This window comes from Pseudomonas sp. Emmai (assembly GCF_055179735.1).
This window is the reverse complement of sequence record NZ_CM143685.1, coordinates 1,978,063-1,999,535: the sequence shown is the minus strand read 5'-3', so window position 1 is coordinate 1,999,535 and position 21,473 is coordinate 1,978,063. Positions and strand designations below refer to the sequence as shown.

At 52.7% G+C, this 21,473-nt stretch carries 25 protein-coding genes; 9 read left to right on the top strand and 16 right to left on the bottom strand.

What is annotated here, in order from left to right; all coding sequences use genetic code 11:
* Nucleotides 1-119: 119 nt before the first annotated feature.
* Together ACY4LX_RS09015 and ACY4LX_RS09010 are read right to left on the bottom strand one after the other, a co-directional pair.
* Nucleotides 120-524, bottom strand: a complete 405-nt coding sequence (locus ACY4LX_RS09015; RefSeq protein ID WP_463259717.1) for a DUF2177 family protein — start codon at nt 522-524, stop codon at nt 120-122.
* Between the two features lie 46 nt (nt 525-570).
* Complete coding sequence (locus ACY4LX_RS09010; RefSeq protein WP_054049140.1) at nt 571-1,407, bottom strand: CvfB family protein; 837 nt, start codon at nt 1,405-1,407, stop codon at nt 571-573.
* 350 nt (nt 1,408-1,757) lie between these two features.
* Here ACY4LX_RS09010 and ACY4LX_RS09005 point away from each other — a divergent pair, with 350 nt between their 5' ends.
* The 3 genes from ACY4LX_RS09005 to ACY4LX_RS08995 all read left to right on the top strand — a co-directional run bounded on the left by ACY4LX_RS09005 (nt 1,758) and on the right by ACY4LX_RS08995 (nt 3,824).
* Nucleotides 1,758-1,946: a hypothetical protein gene (locus ACY4LX_RS09005; RefSeq protein ID WP_017337097.1), complete on the top strand. Its 189-nt coding sequence runs from the start codon at nt 1,758-1,760 to the stop codon at nt 1,944-1,946.
* Nucleotides 1,947-2,154: 208 nt separating this feature from the next.
* Entirely contained in the window at nt 2,155-2,874 is a 720-nt protein-coding gene (locus ACY4LX_RS09000; RefSeq protein WP_463259716.1) for a TorF family putative porin, read from the top strand.
* Between the two features lie 80 nt (nt 2,875-2,954).
* On the top strand, nt 2,955-3,824 hold the full coding sequence (locus ACY4LX_RS08995) for a DUF6279 family lipoprotein (RefSeq protein WP_463259715.1): 870 nt from the start codon (nt 2,955-2,957) through the stop codon (nt 3,822-3,824).
* Between the two features lie 93 nt (nt 3,825-3,917).
* Here the strand turns inward: ACY4LX_RS08995 and ACY4LX_RS08990 are convergent, their stop codons facing one another.
* Nucleotides 3,918-4,307 carry a transcriptional regulator gene (locus tag ACY4LX_RS08990; RefSeq protein ID WP_463259714.1) on the bottom strand — a complete coding sequence of 130 codons (390 nt, stop codon included), beginning with the start codon at nt 4,305-4,307 and terminating at the stop codon, nt 3,918-3,920.
* 176 nt (nt 4,308-4,483) lie between these two features.
* Here ACY4LX_RS08990 and ACY4LX_RS08985 point away from each other — a divergent pair, with 176 nt between their 5' ends.
* On the top strand, nt 4,484-5,218 hold the full coding sequence (locus ACY4LX_RS08985; RefSeq protein WP_463259713.1) for a DUF899 domain-containing protein: 735 nt from the start codon (nt 4,484-4,486) through the stop codon (nt 5,216-5,218).
* A 97-nt stretch (nt 5,219-5,315) separates the two neighbouring features.
* On the opposite strand, the gene ACY4LX_RS08980 is transcribed toward ACY4LX_RS08985, so the two are convergent.
* Nucleotides 5,316-6,221, bottom strand: coding sequence for a LysR family transcriptional regulator (locus ACY4LX_RS08980; RefSeq protein WP_149657100.1), 906 nt, complete (start codon nt 6,219-6,221; stop codon nt 5,316-5,318).
* Between the two features lie 132 nt (nt 6,222-6,353).
* Between ACY4LX_RS08980 and ACY4LX_RS08975 the strand changes: the two genes are divergently transcribed.
* The gene (locus ACY4LX_RS08975; protein WP_463259712.1) at nt 6,354-7,436 is read left to right on the top strand and encodes a tetratricopeptide repeat protein; all 1,083 of its coding nucleotides are present in this window, start codon (nt 6,354-6,356) and stop codon (nt 7,434-7,436) included.
* A 136-nt stretch (nt 7,437-7,572) separates the two neighbouring features.
* Here ACY4LX_RS08975 and ACY4LX_RS08970 read toward each other — a convergent pair whose 3' ends face one another.
* Complete coding sequence (locus ACY4LX_RS08970; RefSeq protein ID WP_463259711.1) at nt 7,573-7,923, bottom strand: hypothetical protein; 351 nt, start codon at nt 7,921-7,923, stop codon at nt 7,573-7,575.
* Nucleotides 7,924-8,198: 275 nt separating this feature from the next.
* Here ACY4LX_RS08970 and ACY4LX_RS08965 point away from each other — a divergent pair, with 275 nt between their 5' ends.
* Nucleotides 8,199-9,329: an IS110 family transposase gene (locus ACY4LX_RS08965; protein WP_463259710.1), complete on the top strand. Its 1,131-nt coding sequence runs from the start codon at nt 8,199-8,201 to the stop codon at nt 9,327-9,329.
* Nucleotides 9,330-9,485: 156 nt separating this feature from the next.
* Here the strand turns inward: ACY4LX_RS08965 and ACY4LX_RS08960 are convergent, their stop codons facing one another.
* The 3 genes from ACY4LX_RS08960 to ACY4LX_RS08950 form a co-directional block, all read right to left on the bottom strand.
* The gene (locus ACY4LX_RS08960) at nt 9,486-10,037 is read right to left on the bottom strand and encodes a DUF6990 domain-containing protein (protein WP_463259709.1); all 552 of its coding nucleotides are present in this window, start codon (nt 10,035-10,037) and stop codon (nt 9,486-9,488) included.
* Between the two features lie 310 nt (nt 10,038-10,347).
* On the bottom strand, nt 10,348-10,620 hold the full coding sequence (locus ACY4LX_RS08955; RefSeq protein ID WP_463259708.1) for a hypothetical protein: 273 nt from the start codon (nt 10,618-10,620) through the stop codon (nt 10,348-10,350).
* 206 nt (nt 10,621-10,826) lie between these two features.
* Complete coding sequence (locus tag ACY4LX_RS08950) at nt 10,827-11,285, bottom strand: hypothetical protein (RefSeq protein WP_463259707.1); 459 nt, start codon at nt 11,283-11,285, stop codon at nt 10,827-10,829.
* Nucleotides 11,286-12,067: 782 nt separating this feature from the next.
* On the opposite strand from ACY4LX_RS08950, the gene ACY4LX_RS08945 reads away from it, so the two are divergent.
* Nucleotides 12,068-12,652 carry a papain-like cysteine protease family protein gene (locus ACY4LX_RS08945; RefSeq protein WP_463259706.1) on the top strand — a complete coding sequence of 195 codons (585 nt, stop codon included), beginning with the start codon at nt 12,068-12,070 and terminating at the stop codon, nt 12,650-12,652.
* Between the two features lie 12 nt (nt 12,653-12,664).
* Nucleotides 12,665-13,264, top strand: coding sequence for a hypothetical protein (locus ACY4LX_RS08940; protein ID WP_463259705.1), 600 nt, complete (start codon nt 12,665-12,667; stop codon nt 13,262-13,264).
* A gap of 189 nt (nt 13,265-13,453) precedes the next feature.
* Here the strand turns inward: ACY4LX_RS08940 and ACY4LX_RS08935 are convergent, their stop codons facing one another.
* Nucleotides 13,454-14,800, bottom strand: coding sequence for a DEAD/DEAH box helicase (locus ACY4LX_RS08935; protein ID WP_123406347.1), 1,347 nt, complete (start codon nt 14,798-14,800; stop codon nt 13,454-13,456).
* A gap of 192 nt (nt 14,801-14,992) precedes the next feature.
* Between ACY4LX_RS08935 and ACY4LX_RS08930 the strand changes: the two genes are divergently transcribed.
* Complete coding sequence (locus ACY4LX_RS08930) at nt 14,993-16,291, top strand: mechanosensitive ion channel family protein (protein WP_463259704.1); 1,299 nt, start codon at nt 14,993-14,995, stop codon at nt 16,289-16,291.
* A 13-nt stretch (nt 16,292-16,304) separates the two neighbouring features.
* Here ACY4LX_RS08930 and ACY4LX_RS08925 read toward each other — a convergent pair whose 3' ends face one another.
* From ACY4LX_RS08925 to ACY4LX_RS08895, 7 genes are all read right to left on the bottom strand, one after another.
* Nucleotides 16,305-16,568: a PAAR domain-containing protein gene (locus ACY4LX_RS08925; RefSeq protein ID WP_163909000.1), complete on the bottom strand. Its 264-nt coding sequence runs from the start codon at nt 16,566-16,568 to the stop codon at nt 16,305-16,307.
* A gap of 107 nt (nt 16,569-16,675) precedes the next feature.
* A complete protein-coding gene (locus ACY4LX_RS08920) occupies nt 16,676-17,068 on the bottom strand; it encodes a hypothetical protein (RefSeq protein ID WP_149657108.1) in 393 nt (130 codons plus the stop codon).
* 37 nt (nt 17,069-17,105) lie between these two features.
* The gene (locus ACY4LX_RS08915; RefSeq protein ID WP_149657109.1) at nt 17,106-18,101 is read right to left on the bottom strand and encodes an ankyrin repeat domain-containing protein; all 996 of its coding nucleotides are present in this window, start codon (nt 18,099-18,101) and stop codon (nt 17,106-17,108) included.
* A gap of 256 nt (nt 18,102-18,357) precedes the next feature.
* Nucleotides 18,358-18,621, bottom strand: coding sequence for a PAAR domain-containing protein (locus tag ACY4LX_RS08910; protein WP_463259703.1), 264 nt, complete (start codon nt 18,619-18,621; stop codon nt 18,358-18,360).
* 32 nt (nt 18,622-18,653) lie between these two features.
* On the bottom strand, nt 18,654-19,040 hold the full coding sequence (locus ACY4LX_RS08905) for an Imm10 family immunity protein (RefSeq protein WP_149657113.1): 387 nt from the start codon (nt 19,038-19,040) through the stop codon (nt 18,654-18,656).
* 1,055 nt (nt 19,041-20,095) lie between these two features.
* Nucleotides 20,096-20,464: a hypothetical protein gene (locus ACY4LX_RS08900; RefSeq protein ID WP_149657114.1), complete on the bottom strand. Its 369-nt coding sequence runs from the start codon at nt 20,462-20,464 to the stop codon at nt 20,096-20,098.
* Between the two features lie 406 nt (nt 20,465-20,870).
* Nucleotides 20,871-21,467, bottom strand: coding sequence for a hypothetical protein (locus ACY4LX_RS08895; protein ID WP_463259702.1), 597 nt, complete (start codon nt 21,465-21,467; stop codon nt 20,871-20,873).
* Between the last annotated feature and the right edge of the window lie 6 nt (nt 21,468-21,473).

Here is a 21,473-nt window from a genome sequence, read left to right as displayed (position 1 = left end):
AAGCCCCAGCACAAGGCTGGGGCGAAAAATCATGCCGTCGATTATTAACCAGATGGCCAGGAAATGCCGCCTGAAGTGGACCTTCAGATTCCCGATTGCGTCATCAACGCTGCCGGTTGCTAGGCTTTGACCTTCGTCAGCTTGTGCGCCACCCAGTAACCAGCGGTACACGCCACACCTGTGGCAAAAGTCCCCCACGCCATATCCATCACCGCCAACCCCGCCGACCATCCCTTCAACGTCGCCCAGTCGCTCAAGTCATAAGTGCCATAAGCCACCAGCCCCAACAACGCCCCCAGGCGCGCGGCCCGCTGCCAGCTCAGGGCCGGCAACACCACGAACACCACACAACCGAAGACATAAAGGAGATAGAACACCGCTGCCGGGGCCAGCAGCGGTTGGTCGAGCATCAGGGGGCCGAGCAGCGTGCGGTAAGTCGGCGCCATCAACACGCCGAGCCAGAGGCCGTCGAGCAGGAGAAACGCCAGCAAGGTGCCGGCGTAGGCAAACAGAACTTTTTTCATCGCAGTCCAACCCCATGTCATCGACCTACATGGGGCCGGCGCGTGGTCAGCTTAGTTCAATGCGATCAGCATGAATGACGATCTGGCCGTTCTTGTACAACGCGCCGATAGCCTTCTTGAAGTTGCCTTTGCTGACGCCGAACATGCTGCTGATCAGGGTCGGATCGCTCTTGTCGCTGATCGGCAGGGTGCCGTTGTTATCACGCAACTTGGCGAGGATCTTCGAGTTCAGACTGGTGGCGGCTTCTTCGCCGACCGGTTGCAGGCTCAGGCTGATCTTGCCGTCGGTACGGACTTCCTTGATAAAGCCCTTCTCTTCTTTACCGGCGCGCATGAACTTGAAGATTTCGTTCTTGTGGATCAAGCCCCAATGCTTGTTGTTGATGATCGCCTTGAAGCCCATGTCGGTCGCTTCGGCCACCAGCAAATCAACTTCCTGGCCCGGGGTGTAGTTGGCCGGGGTCTTGTCCAGGTAACGGTCCAGACGCGCAGTCGCGGTGATGCGGCGGGTGTGCTTGTCGAGGTAGACATGCACCACCACATACTCGCCGGCGGTCATCTGGCGTTTTTCTTCGGAGTACGGCAGCAACAGGTCCTTCGGCAGACCCCAATCCAGGAACACGCCGATGCTGTTGACTTCAACGACTTTCAAACTGGCGAATTCACCGACCTGAACTTTCGGTGTTTCGGTAGTTGCGATGAGTTTGTCATCGCTGTCCAGATAAACAAAAACGTTGAGCCAATCTTCATCTTCGCTGGGAATATCTTTGGGGATATAACGATTGGGCAGAAGGATTTCGCCATCCGCGCCACCGTCCAGATATAAACCGAAGTTAGTGTGTTTAACCACTTGCAAACTGTTGTAGCGCCCGACTAAAGCCATTTCCAATACCCTCATTGCGTGGGCGGCATTCTACCCGGTTTTGCGGGCCGCGTTCGCCGGCCGGCCCGGTGGCGCGAGAAAATCCTCCGGGAGCCTTAATTTTCCTGGGCTTGCCGACAGGTTTCTCACCGCTCGTCTGACCGATCCGCCAGCCCTGGCCAGCATTCGTTGCGGCCAAACAGGTTTTTTATTGCCCCATCTTTATTTAAAACAGCAGCTTAGCCGGGTATTTCGATCAATAACTTGTGAATAATCGAGTGATGGCCTCGGTTATTTCAGGGGGATATTTGCCAAGCAATTGTCAAGTATTTCCTGTACGATGCCTGGCCAAGTTAATTTTCTACAGGTTAATGGCCGCCATGCGTGTAAAAGCATCCAACAGCAAAGCAAAGCCAGCTCCAGCCGTTGAAACCAGCGAATCGATCAACAACCAGATCGCTGCGTTCCTCAAGTCCGGTGGCGAGATCCAGCAAATTGCCAAAGGCGTCAGCGGCCAGACATTCGGCCCGTCGAAGCAAATCACGCTCGGCAAGAAGTAACACCCTGCTTTAACTGGTCCGTAAGCGCTTTGAGCTTCGAAGCGCTTGGACTGGAACCCTCCCGCCACACCCCGCAAAACCCATCAATATTTCAGAAATCGACGAACGGCCTTCAATGCCGAGCATTCGCCGGTATGCTTGCACCCGTCTAGATTAAGCGTTTCAGCAGACTTTCGGTCACTGCTTCCTCGCTGTCATGGAGTGACGCATGCTCAAATTCTCCTACTTATTGCTCGGCAGCCTGCTCTTGTCGTGCTCGATCGCCCACGCGCAAATCTTCCAGCGCGAATTGGGCGACTTCGACCTCAAGCTCGGCACCACGCCCAGCCGCAGCATGGCCCAGGGGCTGGTCAAGCCCGCCAGCACCGGCTCATTCCACGGCGGCCTCGACTTGAGCCACGGCAGCGGTTTCTACGTGGGCCAATGGTCACCGAGCGCCGGCCTAAACCCGGGCAGCAACCTCGAAATCGATTCCTACATGGGTTTTAAACATCCTTTCGACCGTACCCTCGGCTACGAAGTCGGCATGATCCATTACAGCTATCCGAAAGTGGACACCCTCGACAGCCAGGAGCTGTTCGGTGGCTTGACCTTTCTCGGCAGCCGTTTCGGCGCCGCCTTCAGCAACGACCCGGACAAACAGAACAGCACGGTGTTCGCGGACCTCGGTGGCAATCAGCCGTTCGGCATCGGGATCAGCATGAAGTACACCACCCACCAGCTCAACGCGCCGGTTTCCGTAGATGGCGGCATGGTCGGCAGTTTCACCGACTGGTCACTGCAACTGTCCCGAGCGTTCATGGGCGTCGACCTGGACCTGATCTACAGCGACTCCAACCTCAGCGGCAGCGACTGCTCCGCCTACTCCGGGCACAACAGCCAGTGCGACGGGTTGGTAACGCTCAAGGCCGAACGCGCCTTCTATTGATTGGCTTGAACTGCCGGGCTTATCTTGCGTTCACATAGACAATCACATTGAAGAAGCCAGGCCTTCGCAAGGATTCGCCCATGTCGCGCTGGTTCAAACGCGTTGCCCTCCTCCTCACCATCACCCTGGCCCTCGGCGCGTGCAGCCGCATGGGACTGGCTTACCGCAACCTCGACGTGATCATCCCGTGGACGCTCAGCGACTACCTGGACATGAACGGCGAACAAAAAGGCTGGTTCAACGAACGCCTCAAGGAACACTTGAGCTGGCACTGCACCACGCAGCTGCCGGGTTACCTTGATTGGCTGGACCGCTTGCAGACCATGGTCGAGACCAACCAGGTCACCGACGACGCGCTCAAGGCCCGCACCCAGGAAGCCAAACAAGCCATCGCCCAGACCGCCCGGGAAATCACCCCGTCGGCCATCGAGTTGCTGCAGGACTTGAATGACCAACAAGTGGCGGAGATGAACGACGCCTTCGCCAAGGACCAGCGCAAACGCCAGGAGGAATACCTCAAGCCGTCCCTCGACCAGCAAATCAAGGACCGTGGCGCGCGCATGGACAAACGCCTGAATGACTGGCTCGGCCCCCTCAGCCCCACCCAGCAGCAACGGGTGATGGCCTGGTCGAACGCCCTGGGCGATCAAAATCAGCAATGGATCGCCAACCGCGTGCACTGGCAGAAGCAATTCAGCGCGGCCGTCGCACAACGCCAGAGTCCAGAATTCCCACAACGAATCGAGACACTTCTGGTCAATCGCGAGAGTTTATGGACACCGGCTTACCGCCAGGCCTACGCCAATACCGAAGACCAGGCTCGCGGGTTGCTGGTGGATCTGATGGCCGAGAGCACACCGGCTCAGCGCGAGCGGTTGTTGAAGAAGATTGATGGGGTGAGGAATGATTTCAACAATTTGAAGTGTTTGAAGGCGGTGAAGCAGGGGTAACGTCGGCACAGTGAGATTTATCGCGGGCAAGCCTTGCTCCTACAGTCCGTGTGAATTGTAGGAGCAAGGCTTGCCCGCGATGCTTTTATCGATCTAAGCAATCTGCGCCTTCGATGCCACCTCATCAAACGTCACTTCATCCAGCGCATCCGCCTGTTCATCCAGCACTTGGCGCGGATGGTCAGTACCCGGAATGCTGCTGTCGATCAGGCTCAACAGGCTCGAACCTCGCGGCGTCAGAATGTAATTCGAACCAGAGCCGCCCTGCTCTTCGGGCCGGGGCTCGATATAGCCGCGTTCCAGCAGTAATTTTTCGTACTCGCCGGCCACCGCTTTCAGATGGTCCAGGTTTTCAGTCTGCTCGCCCTCGGAGGCTTTCTCCGCCGCGTACTGCTCGGCATAGGCGCGTGGCGTGTAGCTGCCTTCACCGTGTTGCACTTCGTGTAGCAAGCGCTCAATCAAATCCCAGTTATAAGTCGTCATCCTGTTCAACCTCCAAGCCAGAGTGTGTGATGGCCTTCATAGGTTGTGACCGGCGCGGCGGGTAGCCGTTCAGCCGAGGTTTTGAACGGCGCTGATCGGTGGCATGTCGAAATTCCCACAGGCCGAACGACTAGGTTGTGTAAGCCAACTCCCAGCATCCCGCAGGAGAAAACCCGATGAACATTCAGAATCATCCCGTCGTATCGCGAGAAGAATGGCTCGCCGCCCGCAAGCAACACCTGGCCCACGAAAAAGCCTTCACCAAAGAACGCGACAAACTCAGCGCCGAACGCCGCGCCCTGCCCTGGGTGAAGATCAACAAGGACTATCGCTTTCAGGGCCCGAATGGCGAACTGAAACTGGCCGACCTGTTCGGCGACCACAGCCAACTCATCATTTATCACTTCATGTTCGCCAAAGGCTGGGACGCAGGCTGCACCGGCTGCTCGTTCCTGTCCGACCACATCGACGGCGCCAACCAGCACCTGGCCCACCATGACGTAGCGGTGGTGGCGGTTTCCCACGCACCACTTGCCGAATTCCAGGAATTCAAGCGACGCATGGGCTGGAAATTCGAATGGGTGTCGTCAGAAGGTTGCGATTTCAACTACGACTTTGGCGTCTCCGCCCGAGCTGAAGACGTCGCGGCCGGAACGGCTACCTACAACTACGAAAAATCTGACTGGACCGAGGAAGAAATGCCCGGCCTAAGCGTTTTTTATCGCAACGAAGCCGGCGACATCTTCCACACCTACTCCACCTACGAACGAGGTCTGGACCTGCTGGTCGGCGCCTACAACTACCTCGACCTGACGCCCAAGGGCCGCAATGAAGAAGAAATCATGGAGTGGGTGAAGCACCACGACAAATACGACGACAAGGCGTCGGCCAGTTGCTGCCATGGCGGATAGCGCCCTGGAGTGCAATTGCTCGCGCAAGCGATTTAGCATTCAACATCTCGGTTGATCATGAAATCGCTTTCGCGGGCAGCCTCGCTCCTACAAAGAATCAGGAATCCGGTGGCATCGGCTTCTTCACAAAATCCAGAAACGCCCGCAGCGCCGGCGCCATCTGCCGCTGACTCGGGTAATAAAGGTAAAAACCGGGAAAGGCCGGTGTCCAGTCCTGCAACAGATGGACCAACCGGCCAGCGCTGATGTGCTCCCGAACCTGATGCTCGAACAGGTACGCAATGCCAGCACCCTCAAGCGCCACACGGGTGAGCATCTCCGGTTCGGTGACCACCAGCGGACCGTTGACCGAAATCGCGAGGCGTTCGCCCGCACGCTCGAACTCCCAGCGATAAAGGCTGCCATCGGTGGGCCAGCGATAAGACAGGCACTGATGCTCGCTCAAATCGTGAGGCGTATGCGGCGTGCCGAATTGCTCGATGTAGGCCGGTGAGGCCACGACCATCATTTCCAGATGCCCGCTCAACTCCACGGCGATCATGTCCTGGTCGAGGCTTTCACCAAGCCGAATACCCACATCAAAACCGCCCGCCACCATGTCCACCAGACGCTCATCGGTCACGATGTCGAGGCTCACGCCGGGATACGTATTGAGGAACGGACCAATCAGCGGCGCCAGGTAGTGAATCGCCGCCACCCGTGGTGCATTGATGCGCAGTCGGCCGCTGGGCGTACCCGGCGTTTGCGTGACCCCGGCCAGAGCCGCGTCCACCTCGTTCAGCGCCGGTTGCAGGCGCAACAACAGCCGCGCACCGGCATCGCTCGGCGACACACTGCGGGTGGTGCGGTTGAGCAAGCGCACGTCCAACCGCTCTTCCAGCTGGCGGATGGTCTGGCTCAGCGCCGACGCCGACATCCCCAGATGAGCCGCCGCCCGCACGAAACTACCGTGCTCGACCACCGCGACAAAGGCCCGAAGCTGGGCGTATTCACTGCCTCGCATTATGTATGGGTTCCTTAATAAGTCGTTCGGATACTAACGCATTATCGAAACAATCCCTACCGCCACACTGATAGCCTGCACAATGCCTTGATAACCTTATAATCCACGCCCTGACTTATTGGTTGAAGACCTATGTACCGTCGCCTGACCCTTATCCTGTTGGCTAGCATTGCCATCGCCCTGCTCAGTTTCCCTGTGTTCCTTGCCGTAAGTACTTACAGCATAGGAACGTTGATTGCTTCGGCTTATCAGAATAGTGACCCCGTCAAGGCCGCCGACTGGTACCGCTACGCAGCGATGAAAGGCGACCGCATTGCTCAATATGAATTGGCCATGAGGCTGTTTTCCGGCAGAGGGGTTGCGATCGATTCGGCCAACGCCGGCCAATGGCTGATGAAATCAGCCGCACAAGACTATGCACCGGCTCAACAATATGTAGGCATTTCCGCGCTGGGGGGCAACGGCGAACCCCGTGACTTGGCAAAAGCTGCCCACTGGTTAGCCATGGCTGCGGCCCAAGGTATGGCCACTTCACAATATCAACTGGCTTGGCTTTACAGTGCCGGCACTGGGGTCGAGCAAAGCGCATCTCGCGCATTCGAGTGGGCCAGCAAGGCCGCCGCACAAGGACATCCGGATGGACTGGCACTGCTGGGGGTGCTCTACCATTTTGGCGAAGGTGTACCCGCGGACCAGCAAAAAGCCATTGAACTGCTGAAGCGAGCCGCCGAACTCAATAGCGGCCGCGCCGAGGAAATGTTGGGTTCTTTCGCACTAAACGGCGTCGGAATGCCCAAAGATGTAACAGCAGCGCTGCGTTGGTACACCCGAGCCGCCGAACACCGTCAAGCCACGGCGCAATTTGTGTTGGGCTCGCTTTACTCCGGTCAGAAAGGCGTCCCTGCGGATGATCGTCTGTCCAGCCATTGGTACTTGCAAGCGGCGATGCAGGGACATGCTCTTTCTCAAATTTCACTGGCCATTAATCTCGGTAATGGCCGAGGCATCACCAAAAGCGAAATCAAGGCGTGTGCTCTGATTCGAGTGGCACTCAAGCAAACATTGCCCAAGGACGTCGGCCCAAACATGCAGTCGCAATTGGACCATGAGGAGAAGGCACTGGGGCCGCAGCAGCTCGTCGAAGTGGCGAACCTGGAGAAGCTTTACTCAACGTCTGCGGGCGTGAGTGAGCTTGAAAGGGATTTATTGAACTAAAAAAACAAAAAAAGGGGACAGATTTATTTTCTCAGCATTGCACAGTCAAACAAATAAATCTGACCCATTATCCCTCGTTCTTCAAGAAAAACGTGGACTACCCCTGTTTATCCCGCCTCCTTTTCTCTTCTAGCCCTTAATCCTCAAGAATGGACCAATCAATACAAAGATCTGGATAGATCCTTAAACGCAACGCCACCGTTGAACCGTTAAAACCTCCTCGCGCACAAAGAGCATTATCAGTACCCGTCGAAATCCATACTTCACTAATCCCTTCGGAAAGAAACTTTGTCACCACATTATCTTTAAACTTTAAAACGGTCTGAACCCATCCCTCAACGACGGAAAAAGAAAAAATCAACACGCCCTCTGAACCCACAGAGATTTCATAGGCGAAATGTCCTTTCTCTCGGTCAAAAAACAATGGTTCCGTACAAAAAAACTCAAACAACTCACTGGCGTCAGGATAGCTATTCAGATTACTCATTGTTTAGTCATGCCTTTCGGAATGGTAGTAATAAAACGTCTGGACCCATCAGGAAGCACTTCATAGGTTGAGAAAAACAAAAAAATGGGGACGGATTTATTTTCTGACCATTGCACAGTCAAACAAATAAATCAGGGAAAAATGGGACAGATTTATTTTCTATCCATTGCACGACCAAACAAATAAATCTGAGAATCATCTGGCCGGCCTCCCCACCTCACGGAGGTGGCGCAAAATTCAAGGTGCGAACTTAGACTTTTGCTGAGGAGGCCGTGATGAAATTCTGTGGCATTGACCCGCATTCGAACAACAGTGTTGTGGTGGTTACCGACGAAACGGATCGGGTACTGGTCAGTCGACGCTGCCCCAACGAGCTGACGCCAATCCTTTCGCTGCTCGAACCACATCGTGCTGAACTGGTTGGCGTCGTGGTTGAGTCCACCTACAACTGGTATTGGTTGGTCGATGGCCTTAAGGCGGCGGGCTTCGAGGTCAGGCTGGCCCACCCCGTGGCGATGAAACGCTACGACGGTTTGAAGCATTCAGACGACAAGGATGATGCGACTTTCCTGGCGCATTTGCTGCGACTCGGGATTCTACCGACCGGATACATCCACCCGCCGCAAGAACGTGCGCTGCGAGATTTGGCACGAAAACGTATTCAACTGGTACGCAGTCGGACTCAGCACATTCTGGCGGTCGAGAACATCGCCGCACGCCAGTTCGGCCATGGTTTCAGCTGTAATGAAATCAAAGGCTTTTGCGCCACATCTGTTGACAGGCTGGGCCTGCCAACAGATGTGGCTTTGGCGATGAAGGCCAATGTGGTGGTTATCCAGACGCTCGAGGCACAAATCGCCGGACTTGAAGCGCGACTGCTGCAACAACCCAAACTACGACCTGAATATTTGTTGCTGAAGACGATGCCCGGCGTGGGTGAAGTACGGGCAACGGTCATCATGTTGGAAACCGGTGACATAGAACGTTTCGCACAGGTCGGGAACTTCAAACAAATAAATCCGTCCCCTTTTCTTCAAAGAAAAAGTCGAAAAACCAAAAGCCAGATAAAAAAACACCGGCGCAAGGCCGGTGCTAGAACATCTACATCACGGTACAACCGGAGGGGGAACTACTCCTCGATCAATCCCAGCGTTTCACCCAGACTTTCCACAAATTCTGCCTGTTCACCTGAGTATTCCACTGCAATATTTTCAAACAGCGAACACAAAGATGATTTGTTTTTTGAGTCCATCATTTGCAATGTCGAAGCTAATTGCTCAAGCATCTGCACGGCAGCATCCGGATTTATTGCATCCTCCCCCGAAAATTCAAGGAATACAGCAACCTCAGCAATAGCTCGTACAACCTGTTTATTGATTTCCTGGCTCATGAATCACCTTCACTGAAATGTATTTAATTCTAAGCTCATCAAACACTTTCTGAGCTCTATTTGCCGGAGTGGGGCGAAGGCTTTCCTGCATGCAGTTAAACAGCGAGGGCGACGAATGCAAATCACAGGCAATAAAAACCCCAGCTCTTTGACCGGGGTTCTTATTGGACGGTTATTTATTTTTTTGGGCTATCATGAGTGCTCGATCAATCATATCGGAAGTAATGTAAGGCACAAATCCGAGCCTATCGCCTTTCTCAAAATTTTTCTTGTATTCGTCTAAACGTCCAGTATCACCAGCTATTGCTAGAGCCGCCAAATGTCGGATAGGCATTGCACCTTTAACATCAGTTGGGAGCTGCCTATAAACCGCCAACCCCTCCTCAATACTCTGAGAACGAGCCCAAGACATAGCCTTCTCAGACAACCTAATAACATCATCACTAGAAAAATCAGACAATTTCTCCGGAGCTTCATTGCTAACTATAATCGGAGCATTACTACCGCCATCACCCAATATAAGAGAAACAGCCTCCGAAAATTCTTTGGAGGAAATGGAGGGCATAAGCGAAACCCGAAAATGGTCCGAGCGTTTACCCACAGATGGGATAACCTGAAGTTGAACCCCTCCGACATCGGTGACGCAAAAATAATCACCAACTTCATCCTTGCTACAAACCCAGCCCTGCTCCTTCAAGATTGAAACAACATCTTTTTCTTTCATTACTTGGCACCAGGGAAATTCATAACCTCAATAGGAATGCCGTTAGGATACCCTTGCTCCTTTAACGGCACACCCGGCTTCAGGCCAAAGCTTTCAGCCACTTTACCCCTAGTAAAAAAAGGGGACAGATTTATTTTCTCAGCATTGCACAGTCAAACAAATAAATCTGACCCCTTTTCTTCATAAGAGTAGTCCCCCCGTTGGACACACTCATCATAAAACCATTTGTGACATCTACTTTGGGAATGGGTGGCTCAATTCTCCCGAATTCTCCTTTTGCACCCTATTGTTTTCTATTGCGACTTTTATTTCAAGCCCAGTCATCAGGAACTACGCCGTCCTTTTTTGCTTCAGTCTCAGGGGTCGGCACATTCAGTTCTGGGATGGCTAGAAAAACAATTTTGTAAAATCGATTTATAGTCTGATTACGCCATTCGTCATCAGAGCAAAACTTTTGCAACTTGGACCTTGGAAGAAATATTTCACATTCCCCCCCCATGTGCCCCCCATATTGAAAGCCGATGCAAAAATGCCCTTCACTAGTGTTCTTCAACCAATAACCAAGTGGCAAATCAATTTCCACTGAACAACTCCTCCACAGCCTTTACAGCGACTTGATCAATTCGCAACTGCCCGGGAATGACAGCCTCTGGCACGCCACCAGAAATATACCCCCCGAAAAAAAGGGGACAGATTTATTTTCTGAGCATTGCAAAGTCAAACAAATAAATCTGACCCATTATCCCTCGCCCCATTATCCCTGCCCCATCACCGCTGTTTTATATCTTTCTAATAATCAAAATCTTCAGGAATCTCAGGCCACGACTTGTCCTTTACAAGAGCATCAAGATCTTCATAAATATCTCTGAAAAAACTAGCCAAATCCATAAAATCCACACGAGCATGCAATAAAGCTGCTTTCAACATAACTTCGTCTTTGTTTTTTCTTGCAGACATTGCTTTTGCAATATTAGAACGCCCTTTCTCCATTCTTTCGGCGAACTCTGAATTCCAGCTCAACTTATAATCAGCCTCCCATTCGCTGCCATCGAAACTGCCTTTCTTGTCTTGCACCAGTTGAACAATAAAACCCTTTATCACATCTAAATCATTCATTTCAGCTTCCTTCCCGACGCGATTGCCTTGTCTGTTTTTTTCAATATTTTTTGAGCCATCCAAATTCAAAACAAACTTTAAATCACCGAATTTATCAAAAACCTCCAGGTGATCTTTATGCAAATTGTCCAAATGTATCTGATCACCTTCTTAATATTATCACCTATTTTTTCAGTCGCTTTAAATACCGTTTGCCCTTGATATCTTTTTGATGTTTTTTCTAGCTCCTTCCAACAACTTTCTGCCAAAACCAGACTGATTGAAAAAGTCTTCCATTTTTTCAATTTTGGTAACCGTGGGTCTGCTTGGCGTTATATCAGTGTTTGGTTGATTGCCATTTCCTTTTGAGCTGACAGCCAGTACCCGGCTTGCCCCTCTTATACCAAGCGACTTAACCTCACCCAGCACAGCATCGGAAAAATGGGACAGATTTATTTTCTAGCGATTGCACAGCCAAACAAATAAATCCGTCCCCTTTTCTTCCCACCGAGCAGAATCCGAAGAAGGCCAAGGAGATTAACGATGAGTTGCAGAAGATGGATCTCGGCACAGCCAGCGCGGATTTGCCGGACAAGTGCCAGTTGATTGATCAGCGGCTGAAGGAATTGGATGCGGCGGATAAGAAGGCTGAGAGTTAGAGGCAAGATCAAAAGATCGCAGCCTTCGGCAACTCCTACGGGGATCGTGTAAGACCGACATTCCCGTAGGAGCCGCCGAAGGCTGCGATCTTTTGACTTTGATTTTGCACTAGTGCATTTAATTATTTGCACAAACGCATAACCGCACCTAAGGTTACCTCGAGCCTGGATCGGAGCCGGCCATTCAACATGGCAAACCGCGTACGCCGATCGCTCAGCAACACCGCTACACCCCCACTAGCTGGACACTAGTTTTCACTCATGGAGGATTGAAAAATGTTAACCACTGAAGCAACGCAATTCACCGGCGAGACACTGCCAAGGTGCCTGACCGGTCATCTGCTCAACCCGCACCTGGTCGACGTCGAGTCGGCGGCACCACTCAATGCACTGGCCGCTGCCAGCCTCAACTTTACGATGCAGCCACAAACCCAGACCAACTGGTGCTGGGCGGCAGTCTCGGCCTCGGTCGGCAACTATTACGGCACCGGGTCCTGGACCCAATGCGGCGTGGCCACTGCTGCGCTGGACCGCAATTGCTGTAATCAGCCAGGGCCGTGCAATGTGTATGGCTATCTGGATTCAGCCTTGAGGATCACCCGCAGTTTCAACGGCATGAATCAAGGCTCGTTGCAGATGTCGGCCATTCAGAACCAGATCAACATGGGCCGACCGATTGGTTTGCGCTGTGCCTGGTATGGCGGCGGTGCGCACTTCGTGACGATCTATGGGACCAACGGCAACTACGTGTTGATCGCGGATTCCATCTACGGTTACTCGACCCGCGCGCTGAACTCGTTCCCCGGTTCGTACAACGGCGGCGGCAACTGGACCAACACTTACTTCACCGTGAAAAACTAGGAGGGCGACATCATGCAACTGACTTATCCAAAGGCGCCTTCCAACGGCGTGCAAACATTGCGTCCGGCGCTGCAAGCCGCGCTACAAACCCAAGGCTTTGGCATTAATCGCCAGTTCGCCAGCGCCACGGCCAGCAAGATCAGCCTCAGCGAGGCCTATCGCGGTTACTCGCTCAGCCTGGAGGACTTGAGCCACGGCAAAGGCCTGAAAGACGCCAAGGTCGGCGATTGGCATTACCTGGTGTTTTCCGATGGCGTGACGATTGCCGATGCGCAATTGGCCGATGTCCGCGGTCATGTCGAGTTCGCCTCGCTGAACCACGGGGCCATCGCGGCCGCCACGGTGGCTGCGTTGAAACTGGCGGAGCAGTCGCCGCAATTGCAGGGTAAAACCGTTGAACTGCGGGTGCTGTTTGTCTCGGCGATTCACCTTGTGGCGATCTGGCTGCATGCAGACGGTGAAGACGTGCTGATCCCGATTGAGCCGACGCCCAAGGAACTGGCGGTCACTCAGTTGTACAGCGAGGCGGCGCTGCTGGCTTTGCTCAAACCGGTGGCGGATCAGGCCAAGCAACGCTTTGATGCGGACACCAGTGGGCTGTTGGGGAGCTGATAAACGCTGGAGATAAAAAAACCCGGACACTTGTCCGGGTTTTTTATTGGGTCATTCAGGTGCAACACAGAACCTGTGGCGAGGGAGCTTGCTCCCGCTGGACTGCGCAGCAGTCCTTTCTTTTTAGGGTCGCTTCGCGCCCCAGCGGGAGCAAGCTCCCTCGCCACAACAAGCTCCCTCGCCACAGCTTTACTCAGCAGCCGGCGCTTCCGGCTTGCGGCGCTTGAGCGGCGCCATGCCGTCCTTGCTGACCAGCGACAGGGCGTCGGTCTTCGGGCGGTTAGCAATTTTGCGTTTGGTCGGGGCCTTGGCGCCGGTTTTCTTCTTGTCGCCTTTGGCGTCGACTTTTTTCTTCTTCACGCCAACGGCTTTGCCCGAAGCCTTGACCTTTTTCGGTCCGCCGTAGGTGCCTTTGACTTCCTTGATGGTGCGGCGCTCGAAGCTCTGCTTGAGGTAGCGCTCGACGCTCGACATCAGGTTCCAGTCGCCGTGGCAGATCAGCGAGATGGCCAGGCCATCGTTGCCGGCACGCCCGGTACGTCCGATGCGGTGCACGTATTCGTCGCCGCTGCGCGGCATGTCGAAGTTGATCACCAGGTCCAGGCCTTCCACGTCGAGGCCGCGAGCGGCAACGTCGGTGGCAACCAGAATCTTCACGCCGCCCTGCTTCAGACGGTCGATCGCCAGTTTGCGATCCTTCTGGTCCTTGTCGCCGTGCAGCACGAACGCTTTGTATTCCTGCGCCACCAGACGGCCGTAGATACGGTCGGCCATGGCCCGGGTGTTGGTGAACACGATGGCCTTCTGATAGGTCTCGTTGGCCAACAGCCAGTTCACGATCTGTTCTTTGTGCTGATTGTGGTCAGCGGTGATGATCTGCTGACGGGTGGTCGCGTTCAGGTCGCTGACGTTGTTGAGCTGCAAGTGCTCAGGGTTGTTCAGGACCTTGGCGACCATGTCGCGCAGACCTGAACCGCCGGTGGTGGCGGAGAACAGCATGGTCTGCTGACGGTTGGTGCACTCTGCCACCAGACGCTGAACGTCTTCGGCAAAGCCCATGTCGAGCATGCGGTCGGCTTCGTCGAGCACCAGCACTTCAACTTCTTTCAAGTCGAGGTTGCCGGCGTTCAATTGCTCGATCATCCGGCCCGGCGTACCGATCAGGATGTCCGGCACCTTGCGCAGCATGGCGGCCTGGACCTTGAAGTCTTCACCGCCGGTAATCAGGCCGGACTTGATGAACGTGTACTGGGCGAAGCGCTCGACTTCCTTGATGGTCTGCTGGGCCAACTCACGGGTCGGCAGCAGGATCAGGGTCTTGATGCTGACGCGGACTTTCGCCGGGCCGATCAGACGGTTGAGGATCGGCAAAACAAAAGCAGCGGTTTTGCCGCTGCCGGTTTGCGCTGTCACCCGCAGGTCACGCCCTTGGAGCGCCAGCGGAATAGCCGCTGCTTGCACAGGCGTTGGCTCGACAAATTTAAGCTCGGCCACGGCTTTGAGCAGGCGTTCGTGCAGGGCGAATTGGGAAAACACGGGTGCTACCTCGAAGAAATACAAAAAAACAGCTGCATAGGGTAACGGTTTCGAGCGCTAAGGCCGAGTTTCTTTATACAAACGACAGTAAACAGTGGCTTTTTTGTTGCCTGTTTGTCTCCAAACGTCATCCACAGCGTCTTAAATGCTCTAATCGCCCCGACGCAACCTACAGAAGAATCGTTTTCGCCCATGGATATCAAACAGCTCTGGCTCAATGCCCAAGACCTTTGGGGCGCCCTCGACCAGCACCCGCTCCTGCATTCCAGCCTGGCGCTGGTCCTGCTACTGGTGGTGGCGCTGGTCCTCGGACGAGTGGCGCGCTACCTCATTCTGCACGCCACCAAAATGCTCGGCCGCCAACCGGCGCTGCATTGGGTCAACGATTTACGGCACAACAAGGTCTTCCATCGGCTGGCGCAGATGACGCCGTCACTGGTGATCCAGTTCGGCCTGTACCTGGTGCCGGAACTGAGCAAAACCAGCCGGATCTTCCTCGGTAACGTCGCGCTGTCGTTCACCATTCTGTTCCTTCTATTGGCAGCCAGTGCCCTGCTCAGCGCCCTGCTGGACATCTACGCCCGCACCGAACACGCCCGCACCCGCTCGATCAAAGGCTACGTGCAACTGACGAAAATGGTCTTGTACGTGCTCGGCGCAATCATCATCGTCGCCACATTGATCGACCGTTCACCGCTGTTGCTGCTCTCGGGTCTGGGCGCGATGTCGGCGGTGATTCTGTTGGTCTACAAGGACACGCTGCTGTCGTTCGTCGCCAGTGTGCAACTCACCAGCAACGACATGCTGCGGGTCGGTGACTGGATCGAGATGCCGCAAGTCGGTGCCGATGGTGACGTGGTGGACATCACGTTACACACGGTCAAAGTGCAGAATTTCGACAAGACCATCGTCTCGATCCCGACCTGGCGCCTGATGTCCGAGTCGTTCAAGAACTGGCGCGGCATGCAGCAGTCCGGTGGACGCCGGATCAAGCGCAGCCTGTTCATCGACGCCAGCGGCGTGCGTTTCGTGCGCGATGACGAAGAGGCGAAACTGGCCCAAGTGCACCTGCTGACCGACTACATCGGCCGCAAACAAGCGGAACTCAAGGTCTGGAATGAGGCCCAGGGCAATGTCGCGGCGATGTCGGCCAACCGCCGGCGCATGACCAACATCGGCACCTTCCGCGCCTATGCGCTGGCGTACTTGAAAAGCCACCCGGAGATCCAGCCGAACATGACCTGCATGGTCCGCCAGATGCAGACCACCGCCCAAGGTATCCCGCTGGAAATCTACTGCTTCACCCGCACCACCGCGTGGGCCGATTACGAGCGGATCCAGGGCGATATCTTCGATTACCTGCTGGCGGTGCTGCCGGAGTTCGGCTTGAGCCTGTATCAACAGCCGAGTGGTGGAGATTTGCGGTCCGGGTTGCTGCCAGCGGTGCTCGGCGCAAGCCATATTCCCGAACAGGAAAAACACGTCATGTAACCCTGTTCGATACTCAACTGATCACTGCGCCCTTTGGCCCGCTGGCAATCAACGCAGCACCGCACGCAGTTTTCATCCCATCCAGCGCCACCGCGATACCGCCCACGGTGTAGGTGCTGCTGCCCTCGGCAATCGGAAAAATCCCTTTGCACAGTGGGCAACTGACCTTGTGGCCGACACCGGCAATCGGCTTGCCGTTGAGGTCAGTTTGGGAAAAGGCTTCAAGCACCACGCCACCGTGGCTGGTGGAGTCGCCCAAGCGAATGATGTCTTTCATGATGTGGTCATCCCTGTAATAACCGAACGTCCCCGACAGCTGAAAACGCTCGCCAGTCAGCGAGCGTCTTTCAGTCCAGGCAATCATAGTGGCAAGTGCAGTAACGCCTACAGACCGACTGACTTCAACCCTTCACGCACGCCTTCATCGGCTTCTTTGCACCAGGCTTCAACACCCTGGGGCGCGGCACTTTCCACGCGCTCGTACTTTCCGTCTGGCCCCTTGCCCTTACCCTCGCGACCATAGGCTTCGTTCTTATCCCCGTCGCTGGTGTCCACACCGCCAGGCATACCTTTCGCGAACGCCACCATCTTCTTGGCGTTTTCAGTACTGTCCGACTTTAGAAAGCCTTTATCGACGCAGTAAGTAATGAGACCGGCAATGTTGCGTGTGGAGTCGTAGACATTCTTCATTGCTGCGGGATCAACGTCTTCTGCCTGTGCGACGTTAAAGGTTGAAAAAGTGCTTGTGAGTACGAAGATCAATGCTGCGTTTTTCATATTCATCCTTAAATTAATGGTGCTCGGTTTAATGTTTTTACTGGAACAACTTCACAACGGCATCCGAATACAGATCAGGTACATCTTTTGCCGACTTCAGTACATTTTGACGCACCGTCTGGCCTTTCGCACTGGGATCTTCAGCCACATATTCCGGAGGGAAAGCGAGAGCATCCTTGTCAGCACCTGCTGCCATCAAGGCCTTGGTGCAGTCAGGATTGTGGTGGATCGCACTTTCCAGCAAAGGTGTACCAACAGGCCATGCCTGCTGCTGTGGCTGAAATGCATCAATCGAAGTGCCAGCCTTGTGCAGCAGGGCAATCCGCTGTGCAGCTTGCGGATCAGGTTGATCGCTCAGGTTATAGGCGCGCTCGCAAACAAAATGCAAAGCGGTTGAACCAACCTTGGTGACACCATAAGGATCGGTGCCAGCGGCAATCAACACCTTGATAACCTCAAGATCAGACGCCGACTTCATGAGTGGCGAAAACCCCTGCGGCGTCACCATCTTGGCATCAGCACCAAATTGCAACAGTAACTTAATCAACTCCGGCGCCGATGACTTCTCTAGCTTTGCCGCCGCAATAAGTGGGGTATTAGTCCCGCCCTGAGCAATCACATTAGTGTCGGCACCCGCCTTGAGCAAACTATGCACAATGTGCGTTGTATCTTTGAGCTCTTCTGGATCGCCCATATGCCCCAGCATTGACAGCAGTACGGTTTCTCCGTTGTCACTGATGGGCTGATTGACATCAATCGGAAATTCAAGAAAACGATCGACCAGGTCAGGACGCTTGTAATAAGCGGCATGCCACAAAATCTGAATATCGGGTTTGGCGCCACTCTTGAGTAACCGGTTCACGGCCTCAAGATCTTTCTGCTCTTTGGAATAAGCGTATTGAAGTACCGCATTATCCAGTTGCTTGGACACGTCCGCCGACTGAGCTTGCACCAGGCTCGGGCCGCAGAAGAGAACCGAAGTGACGATGCAGGCAGTTCGGAAACGGTTAAAGACAGGAGTTAATTGCAGCATACAAAAATCTCATATTGGGATGGTGGGTTAAGCGTTATTTGAAGCGATTTCAGGCGATCTCGACGAATTATCACTAAGATCACGGGACAACTAATCAAAATTAGTAATTTAGAAAAACTGAGGGATTTATTCTTTACATGCCAATGTTCTTAAAATAAATCCGTCACCTTTTCTGTTGCTAGCGGGCCTCGTTACAGACATATTTCTCGCGCTGAAAGGCCACTCAGCTCGGGTAATATAGGTATCCAAATTGGAATCAGCTGATCACTGCGCCCTTGGGACCACTGGCAATCAGACTGGCACCGCAGGCCGTTTTCATACCATCAAGCGCCACAGCGATCCCTCCCACCGTGTTCGTACTACTTCCCTCGGCGATGGGGAAAACGCCTTTGCACAGTGGGCAACTTACCTTATGGCCTACACCAGCAATGGGTTTGCCATTGAGGTCAGTTTGAGAGAACGCTTCAAGCACCACTCCGCCATGATTGGTGGAGTCGCCTAGACGAATGATGTCCTTCATGGTTTCGTTCCCCTATCCGACCTCATGACCAATTACGACCGTGAGATTGTTGTTGGCGTGTCTATGAATATCTCTCTAAGAGATTTCTCAATATCGTCAATAGATCCCAACTGAGGCGCAATTTCAATTTCAATAGTTTTTATAGTCTTGCACCACTTGGTGGCGCTTGAAAAACTGAAAATCAGCTTATCTGCTGCTATCAAAACATCATCAATGCCACCATAGCCAGCCATCCCAGGCTCACCAATCTCAACGTAGTACGTGTCCTGGCCAAGCTCTACATCTTGCTCATCAACGTCTTCAGCGCGCTGCAAAATCAGAAAGTGCTTAGGATCATCTTCACTGTCTGCCAACCCTACTGTTAAAACATCATCCTCTGCGGAGGAATCATAATATTTTGCCGAAAATTGAATGTTCATTACTTTCCCCTACCAGTTTTTGGTGCGAAAAGAGGACTGATTTATTTTCCTTAGTTCCAGGGCTGATCCTTTTATCGACTGGATAAAAATAAAACTGTCCCCTTTTTTTACTTTTACCGACTGGATAAAAATAAATCTGTCCCCTTTTTTTTATTCCTTATTTCCTAGGCTGATTTTTTAGCAACTGGGTAGAAAATAAATCCGTCCCCTTTACCTTGAAAATAAATCCGTCCCCTTTACCTTCCTTTACCTTGCTAGCGCAATCGCCCAAACGAATAGCATATTTCAAACTGCTGCTCACTCTCATGCGTGCATTAGAAGCTTCAACCCAACTCGAATTTGAACCCTTTGCACTCTGAGCGCTCAAGTATCTTGCTCTAACCTAACTGCAGAAAGAACCTGCCATTTTCGGCGATCGCCTTCTCTGAAAAGTTCTCACTCAAAAAAAGGTAGCCCATACCATCCGAAAGTATGCCTTTGTTACGAGGTAGCGCAACATCAAGATCACCACCATAAATAGAGACTCTTCTACGCCCTATATTTGACGAAATAGGCGCCTGCAACCAAGCATCTACGCCATCCAACTTAGACGCTAAATTCTCATCATCATCTGAGTCGGAATTTTCCGAAAGCAGGATTTTTCCGCAATCTAAAATCTTATCAGAGGCTTCATTTCGTTCGTCACTTGCACGAATATATCCTAAAACAACCGCTTCAGACCCTCCATTACTTGGAACAAAAAGGGGACAGATTTATTTTCCTTATTTCCAGGTCTTATCCTTTTACCGACTGGACAAAAAATAAATCCGCCCCCTTTTTTTTACCATCAAATTATATGAGCACATTATTTTCAGGGCTAAACTCTTTACCGACGGGGTAGAAAATAAATCCGTCCCCCTTTATTGGCTTGAGAGAACGCCTCGAGCACCACTCCACCGTGGGAGGTGGAGTCGCCCAATCGTATAACGCCTTTCATTGAGCAACTTCCCTCGCCTTGATTCCGTAAAAATTATCAGTGGTCAATGCCCGCATTGATTCACGCTCTCCATGAGCTATCAGGAACCAATGTACTTATAATAAACCGCCAATTGGCCATTACTTTCGGAAACCTCAAGATGAAGGATCGCTTCACCGGGGGCGCCATTAGCAAAAAGGACACATTCTAATCCGAGTGCTTTACCGTCAGTTTCATATGCATCAATGAAAGGACGGTGTTGTGCACGTGAATCAAAAGCTTTTTCTTCTGGTGCGATGGATATCTTGGTTCCTTTGTCGAAGTAATCATCGATAGATTCGTAAATCTCATCAGCAACCGCGCTGGATATTCCAAAATCTCTCTCAAGCGCCGGCGAGTCACGCCGATCAATGGCCTCTACGAGCAATTTGGTCTTGGCATAGGCTTGCTGATTAGTAGGTGTACTCATTTATCGACTCCGTCTCTTGGAAGGTGTTGCGGTGCTGGTACCCGCGTTGGCTTCCGAAAAGGGGACTGATTTATTTTCCTTAGTTCCAGGGCTGATCCTTTTACCGACTGGATAAAAATAAAACTGTCCCCTTTTTTTACTTTTACCGACTGGATAAAAATAAATCTGTCCCCTTTTTTTTATTCCTTATTTCCTAGGCTGATTTTTTAGCAACTGGGTAGAAAATAAATCCGTCCCCTTTACCTTGAAAATAAATCCGTCCCCTTTACCTTCCTTTACCTTGCTAGCGCAATCGCCCAAACGAATAGCATATTTCAAACTGCTGCTCACTCTCATGCGTGCATTAGAAGCTTCAACCCAACTCGAATTTGAACCCTTTGCACTCTGAGCGCTCAAGTATCTTGCTCTAACCTAACTGCAGAAAGAACCTGCCATTTTCGGCGATCGCCTTCTCTGAAAAGTTCTCACTCAAAAAAAGGTAGCCCATACCATCCGAAAGTATGCCTTTGTTACGAGGTAGCGCAACATCAAGATCACCACCATAAATAGAGACTCTTCTACGCCCTATATTTGACGAAATAGGCGCCTGCAACCAAGCATCTACGCCATCCAACTTAGACGCTAAATTCTCATCATCATCTGAGTCGGAATTTTCCGAAAGCAGGATTTTTCCGCAATCTAAAATCTTATCAGAGGCTTCATTTCGTTCGTCACTTGCACGAATATATCCTAAAACAACCGCTTCAGACCCTCCATTACTTGCGCGGAGCTTTCGATAGTGACCAACTTCACCCGATACGTAAGGTACAAACACAGAAACCCAATACGATTTATCCATCAACTCATCTGAAAACCAACTTCCAGGAAAAGAAGCTAGATGTGTGAGAGGGGTTCCGTCAGCCGAGCAAGGCCAAGCCATATGATTTGGAAGATAGACACCACCGCCCGCATAGGCATCATGAGTTGTAGGCGGTTCATGGCTAAAAATCAGTTCGTTAAACATCCGCAT

What these genes read in the sequence shown, in the direction of transcription:
- ACY4LX_RS08925 (WP_163909000.1), bottom strand. Translation starts at nt 16,568, where the DNA reads ATGAAAGACATCATTCGCTTGGGCGACTCCACCAGCCACGGTGGCGTG.
- ACY4LX_RS08930 (WP_463259704.1), top strand. Translation starts at nt 14,993, where the DNA reads ATGGATATCAAACAGCTCTGGCTCAATGCCCAAGACCTTTGGGGCGCC.
- ACY4LX_RS08915 (WP_149657109.1), bottom strand. Translation starts at nt 18,101, where the DNA reads ATGCTGCAATTAACTCCTGTCTTTAACCGTTTCCGAACTGCCTGCATC.
- ACY4LX_RS08900 (WP_149657114.1), bottom strand. Translation starts at nt 20,464, where the DNA reads ATGAGTACACCTACTAATCAGCAAGCCTATGCCAAGACCAAATTGCTC.
- ACY4LX_RS08905 (WP_149657113.1), bottom strand. Translation starts at nt 19,040, where the DNA reads ATGAACATTCAATTTTCGGCAAAATATTATGATTCCTCCGCAGAGGAT.
- ACY4LX_RS08995 (WP_463259715.1), top strand. Translation starts at nt 2,955, where the DNA reads ATGTCGCGCTGGTTCAAACGCGTTGCCCTCCTCCTCACCATCACCCTG.
- ACY4LX_RS08920 (WP_149657108.1), bottom strand. Translation starts at nt 17,068, where the DNA reads ATGAAAAACGCAGCATTGATCTTCGTACTCACAAGCACTTTTTCAACC.
- ACY4LX_RS08980 (WP_149657100.1), bottom strand. Translation starts at nt 6,221, where the DNA reads ATGCGAGGCAGTGAATACGCCCAGCTTCGGGCCTTTGTCGCGGTGGTC.
- ACY4LX_RS09010 (WP_054049140.1), bottom strand. Translation starts at nt 1,407, where the DNA reads ATGGCTTTAGTCGGGCGCTACAACAGTTTGCAAGTGGTTAAACACACT.
- ACY4LX_RS09005 (WP_017337097.1), top strand. Translation starts at nt 1,758, where the DNA reads ATGGCCGCCATGCGTGTAAAAGCATCCAACAGCAAAGCAAAGCCAGCT.
- ACY4LX_RS08910 (WP_463259703.1), bottom strand. Translation starts at nt 18,621, where the DNA reads ATGAAGGACATCATTCGTCTAGGCGACTCCACCAATCATGGCGGAGTG.
- ACY4LX_RS08985 (WP_463259713.1), top strand. Translation starts at nt 4,484, where the DNA reads ATGAACATTCAGAATCATCCCGTCGTATCGCGAGAAGAATGGCTCGCC.
- ACY4LX_RS08965 (WP_463259710.1), top strand. Translation starts at nt 8,199, where the DNA reads ATGAAATTCTGTGGCATTGACCCGCATTCGAACAACAGTGTTGTGGTG.
- ACY4LX_RS08960 (WP_463259709.1), bottom strand. Translation starts at nt 10,037, where the DNA reads ATGAAAGAAAAAGATGTTGTTTCAATCTTGAAGGAGCAGGGCTGGGTT.
- ACY4LX_RS08970 (WP_463259711.1), bottom strand. Translation starts at nt 7,923, where the DNA reads ATGAGTAATCTGAATAGCTATCCTGACGCCAGTGAGTTGTTTGAGTTT.
- ACY4LX_RS08945 (WP_463259706.1), top strand. Translation starts at nt 12,068, where the DNA reads ATGTTAACCACTGAAGCAACGCAATTCACCGGCGAGACACTGCCAAGG.
- ACY4LX_RS08990 (WP_463259714.1), bottom strand. Translation starts at nt 4,307, where the DNA reads ATGACGACTTATAACTGGGATTTGATTGAGCGCTTGCTACACGAAGTG.
- ACY4LX_RS08895 (WP_463259702.1), bottom strand. Translation starts at nt 21,467, where the DNA reads ATGTTTAACGAACTGATTTTTAGCCATGAACCGCCTACAACTCATGAT.
- ACY4LX_RS08940 (WP_463259705.1), top strand. Translation starts at nt 12,665, where the DNA reads ATGCAACTGACTTATCCAAAGGCGCCTTCCAACGGCGTGCAAACATTG.
- ACY4LX_RS09015 (WP_463259717.1), bottom strand. Translation starts at nt 524, where the DNA reads ATGAAAAAAGTTCTGTTTGCCTACGCCGGCACCTTGCTGGCGTTTCTC.
- ACY4LX_RS08975 (WP_463259712.1), top strand. Translation starts at nt 6,354, where the DNA reads ATGTACCGTCGCCTGACCCTTATCCTGTTGGCTAGCATTGCCATCGCC.
- ACY4LX_RS09000 (WP_463259716.1), top strand. Translation starts at nt 2,155, where the DNA reads ATGCTCAAATTCTCCTACTTATTGCTCGGCAGCCTGCTCTTGTCGTGC.